Genomic DNA, 4,240 nt, shown 5'->3' with positions numbered 1-4,240 from the left:
TCTATCGTGCCGGGTTTGGCGGCGAGAGCTTAAGCCGCATCGCCGTTCCATTGCTGGTCCTGGTCATCGGGTTGGCCGAATGGCCCTATTTCGCTCGCGCTGCGCGGGCCGCAGCCCAGGTCGAGGCGGCCAAGGACTATGTGCGGGCGGCAAGGGCCCTTGGCGCGAGTGGGCCTGCCATCGTCTTTCGCCACATCCTGCCCAACATCTCCTCGCCGCTGATCGTGCTGGCCACCACTCAGGTAGCCGGTGCGATCATGGCGGAGGCGGCGCTCTCCTTCCTCGGTCTCGGCATGCCGGTCACCAAGCCCTCACTCGGCACGCTGATCCGTTCAGGCTACGACCTGATGTTTGCCGGCGCTTGGTGGGTCACGGTACTGCCGGGACTGGTGCTGATCGCCGTACTGATTTCGGTCAATGTTCTGGGTGATGCACTTCGGGATTGGGTCAATCCGCGGATGCACGTGTCCTAAAGAAAAGGGGCCAGTCCGCGTTGCGAACTGACCCCTTAACGGTTGATTGGCGAGTACCTTAGACGACGATATCGAAATGACCCACCGTCAGAGCTGGAGCGCCGGTCAAGGTCGCGATCAAGACGGCGGCACCGGATCCGGTTCCGTCAGCATCCCAACTGAGCTGACCGTTCGTCGTGTTGTAGAGGAACGTTCCGCTCGTCGTGGTCGGGGTTTGTGGCCCCGCACCGCTGATGAAGGTGGTTCCGTCGGCCAGCGGATTGCCGGCAGTCAGACCGCCGCCAAAACCGCCTGCCGAGATGCGGATCAGGTCGTCGGCAAGAGTGAAGTCCTGAATCGTGTCGGCTCCTTCATTGGAGAAGTTAAAGACGAACACGTCGTTGCCACCGCCGCCATTCAGTGTGTCGTTGCCTAGACCCCCGACCAGGATGTCATTGCCAGCGCCGGCGTTCAACGTGTCATTCCCGGCATCGCCGTACAGCGTGTCGTTGTCGTTGCCGCCGTTCAGCGTGTCGTTGCCGGCTTCACCGTAAAGCGTGTCGTCACCGTCACCGCCGTTCAGCGTGTCGTTGCCGGCGCCGCCCCAAATCTTATTGTTGGCGGCGTCGCCGGTTAGCGTGTCGGCCAAGGCCGAGCCTCTCAGGTTCTCGAAATTGAACAGCGTATCGGTTCCGGCCCCAACGGTATTTTGCGCCGTGCCTTGCAATGCCAGACTGACCGTCACGCCTGTCGCCGCCGAGGCATAGTTCGCCGTATCATTGCCCAGGCCGCCGTCCAGAGTGTCGTTCCCGACGCCCCCTTCGATCGCGTTGTCGGCGTCGTCCCCGGTCAGTGTGTCGTCGAAGTTGGAACCGGTCAAATTTTCGATCGAGTCATAGGTATCGCCCGCCGCGTCTCCGGTGTTGTCGTCCGGATCATCGAGATTGACGACCACTCCCGCGGACGCGGTGACATAGCTTGCTGTGTCGCTGCCATCCCCGCCGTTGAGCGCGTCCGCGCCGGTGCCGCCGATCAACACATCGTCGCCGTCACCGCCGTTCAGGCTGTCGTCGCCAAGAACGCCGTTGAGAGTGTTGTTGTTTTCGTCTCCGGTTAATGTGTCATTGAAATTCGAGCCGATGAGGTTCTCGATCGAGATCAATTGGTCGCCATGCGCGTCGGTTCCTGGATCGCTTTGCACAGCCAAGGTCAGATCGACATGCACGCCAGCACTTGCGGTCACATAGCTCGCCGTGTCGTTGCCGTCATCTTCATCCTCGTCGTCGTCATCGTCGCCGCCGCCGCCCCCGTTAAGCAGATCGGCTCCGGCGCCTCCGATCAAAACGTCGTCGCCGCCGCCGCCGAAGAGCTGGTCATTGCCGCCCGCGCCGTCGATCGTGTTCGAACCGTCGTCGCCCTCAATCACATCTTTGAATTTGGTTCCGATGACGTTCTCGATCGAATAATACGCGTCACCGTCGGCGACCCCTTCTTCGCCACCCTCTTCGAGACTGAGCTCGACGCCCTTCTTGGCGTTGGCGTAGCTGACTGTGTCGATCCCGGATCCGCCAATAAACGTGTCGCCGCCGCCATTGCCGATCAAAAGATCGTTGCCGGCGCCGCCGTCGAGGACGTTTTTGCCCTTGCTGCCGATCAAAACATCGCCGAAGCGAGACCCGACCAGGTTCTCGATCGAAATATATTTGTCGCCCGCCGCATCCCCGGTATTGACTTTCGCATTGGCAAGGCTCGCCGTCACGCCGACCGACGCGGACGAATAGCTTGCAGTGTCACTGCCACCTTTCTTGCCTTTGCCGCCGCCGTGCAGCAAGTCGGCGCCGATGCCGCCTTCGAGCACATCATCGCCGTTGCCGCCGAGCAATAAGTCGTTGCCGCCAAACCCGGCCAGGAAGTCGCGGCCGGCGGTCCCTTTGAGCGCGTCGTCGTTCGCAGTCCCGTATTTGTCGTTGTAAGCGCGATAGGTTTGATACCGGATTGACTCGTCGTCGGTGTCGGGAGGTAGGTTGCTTGTATCGTCCCAAGCAAAAAGAATGTCGCCGTTCTTCAGCAGGGTAATGCCGCCCCCGCCGGTGACGGTGCGCTGGTTGTTGAGGAACTCGGACGGGATCAAAAGATCGCCGAAATATTGACCGTTGGCGGTTCCCCAAGGTTGCCTTTGGCCGAAATTGTTAAAATAGGCCGCGGGCATCGCAATGCCCGACCCATCTGTGGCAGTGTTGGCGTCACGCCACGCGACGATAAAGCCATCGGCTGTGGCGACGATATTGGGAGCAGATTGCTCGCCGGTCGTGCCGACATTGACTTGAAACTCTGATGTGACCGGATTGCCGAAAGCATCAAAAATGCGGGCGACGATCTCGCCGTTACCGGTCGTACCAGTGCGCCATGTGACGGCGAACGTGCCGTTGGATAGCGCCGCAATCGTCGGTGCGCTGTTCGGCGCACCATTGGTATCGACCAGGAAATCGGCCGTATTGATAGGGTTTCCGTTGGGGTCGTAAATGCGCGCACGGATATCGGTATTCGTGGTGCTTGTGCTTGCATCCACCCACGCAACGACGACATTGCCGTTCAGCAGCCGCGCCGCGGTCGGCGTCGTCTGATTATTGGCGGTCGATGTGTTGATCAGAAGTTCTGCGCCTATTTTCGCGCCTGTCGCATCGAAGAATTGACCGCGAATTGCCGTCCCCGATGTGTCGCCGCCTGTTGCACTCGCGTCCTGCCAAGTGACGAAAAAACCCCCGCCGTTGGTTGCAGCGATTTGCGGCGCCTGCTGTGCTCCCGACGTTGCCGTGTTGACGAGCAACTGGCTTCCTACCTGTTGCCCGTTGGCATTGAAGATTTGAGCGCGCACCGCATTCCCGGAGGTGTCGTCGGTATAGTTCGTGTTGTTGGCATCCTGCCAGGCAATAACGAATCCGCCGCCGTCGAGTGCGGTGACGAACGCATTTTGTTGATTTGCGGGAGCAAAATCGGGGACCTGGATCTCTCCCCCGATCTTCGCTCCATTGGGGCTGAAAACCTGGGCGACAACATCGTTTCCGTCGCCGCCTTCGTTGCGCCAAACAATGACGAAGTTGCCATTCTTCAGCGTGGTGACCCTGACTTCTTCTTGACCTTCTTCGGTAAAACTGTTCGCGACAAACTGCGGACCGAACTTGAGATAGGCGACCATACTGCTTCCTCCCACCCGCGCGGAATGCGCGGCGCGCGGACGCTAGCACCGGGCGTGGGTCGCCTCCTGCCCAATGGGTTTGGGATAGCTTCGCAAAATTCACGGGAATTGTTGGCGTCGCGAACAACCGAGCCGTGGCAATCGGCCTTTGGACGACCGTCGGCCAGGTCTGGGCTAACCCCTTGAAACCTAGGTGCCCGCTGGGTCATAGGCTATAGTGCTGTGGCTATATTGCTGTCCGTGCCCGGCGGCCTTTGCCCGTCCCTTTGCCTAGGAGCCTTTATGCCGACGTCAACGGTCAACCCTGAACTCGTGTTTTCGCTTCGCCGCGTCACTGAACGGGCGGCGACGGCCGCCTTCAGCTGGATCGGCCGCGGCGACGGCCAGGATGCGGGCCGCGCCGCCCTCGACGCCATGCGTGAGGCACTCGCCGAGGTTGATATCGATGCCGTCGTGGCGATCGGCGAGGCGACCCCCGGCGAGGCTCCCCAACCGCAGCGTGGCGAACGGCTTGGGCGGCCCGGCGCCGCCTTCAAGGCCGACATCGCCGTCGATCCCGTCGAGGGGACGAGCTATCTCGTGCGCGGCCAGA

General features: G+C 61.0%; 3 protein-coding genes. 2 read left to right on the top strand and 1 reads right to left on the bottom strand.

All coding sequences use genetic code 11. The features are described from left to right. Positions 1–473, top strand: a 473-nt coding sequence (locus VNN55_08055) for an ABC transporter permease (GenBank protein HWO57504.1), incomplete at its 5' end; no start/stop codon positions are given. Positions 474–531: 58 nt separating this feature from the next. Here VNN55_08055 and VNN55_08050 read toward each other — a convergent pair. Beyond that, positions 532–3,648 (bottom strand): calcium-binding protein, encoded by a 3,117-nt coding sequence (locus VNN55_08050; protein HWO57503.1) that lies wholly within the window; start codon positions 3,646–3,648, stop codon positions 532–534. Between the two features lie 282 nt (positions 3,649–3,930). On the opposite strand from VNN55_08050, the gene VNN55_08045 reads away from it, so the two are divergent. Then, the coding region (locus VNN55_08045; protein ID HWO57502.1) for a fructose-bisphosphatase class II at positions 3,931–4,240 on the top strand (310 nt) is incomplete at its 3' end.

The organism is bacterium, assembly GCA_035559435.1.
Classification (GTDB): domain Bacteria; phylum Zixibacteria; class MSB-5A5; order WJJR01; family WJJR01; genus JACQFV01.
Note: the sequence above shows the minus strand (reverse complement) of the source record. Positions and strands in the feature narration are given on the sequence as shown.

Bases quoted from the DNA above. Each gene is read 5' to 3' on its own strand.
- VNN55_08050 (HWO57503.1), bottom strand. From the start codon at position 3,648: ATGGTCGCCTATCTCAAGTTCGGTCCGCAGTTTGTCGCGAACAGTTTT.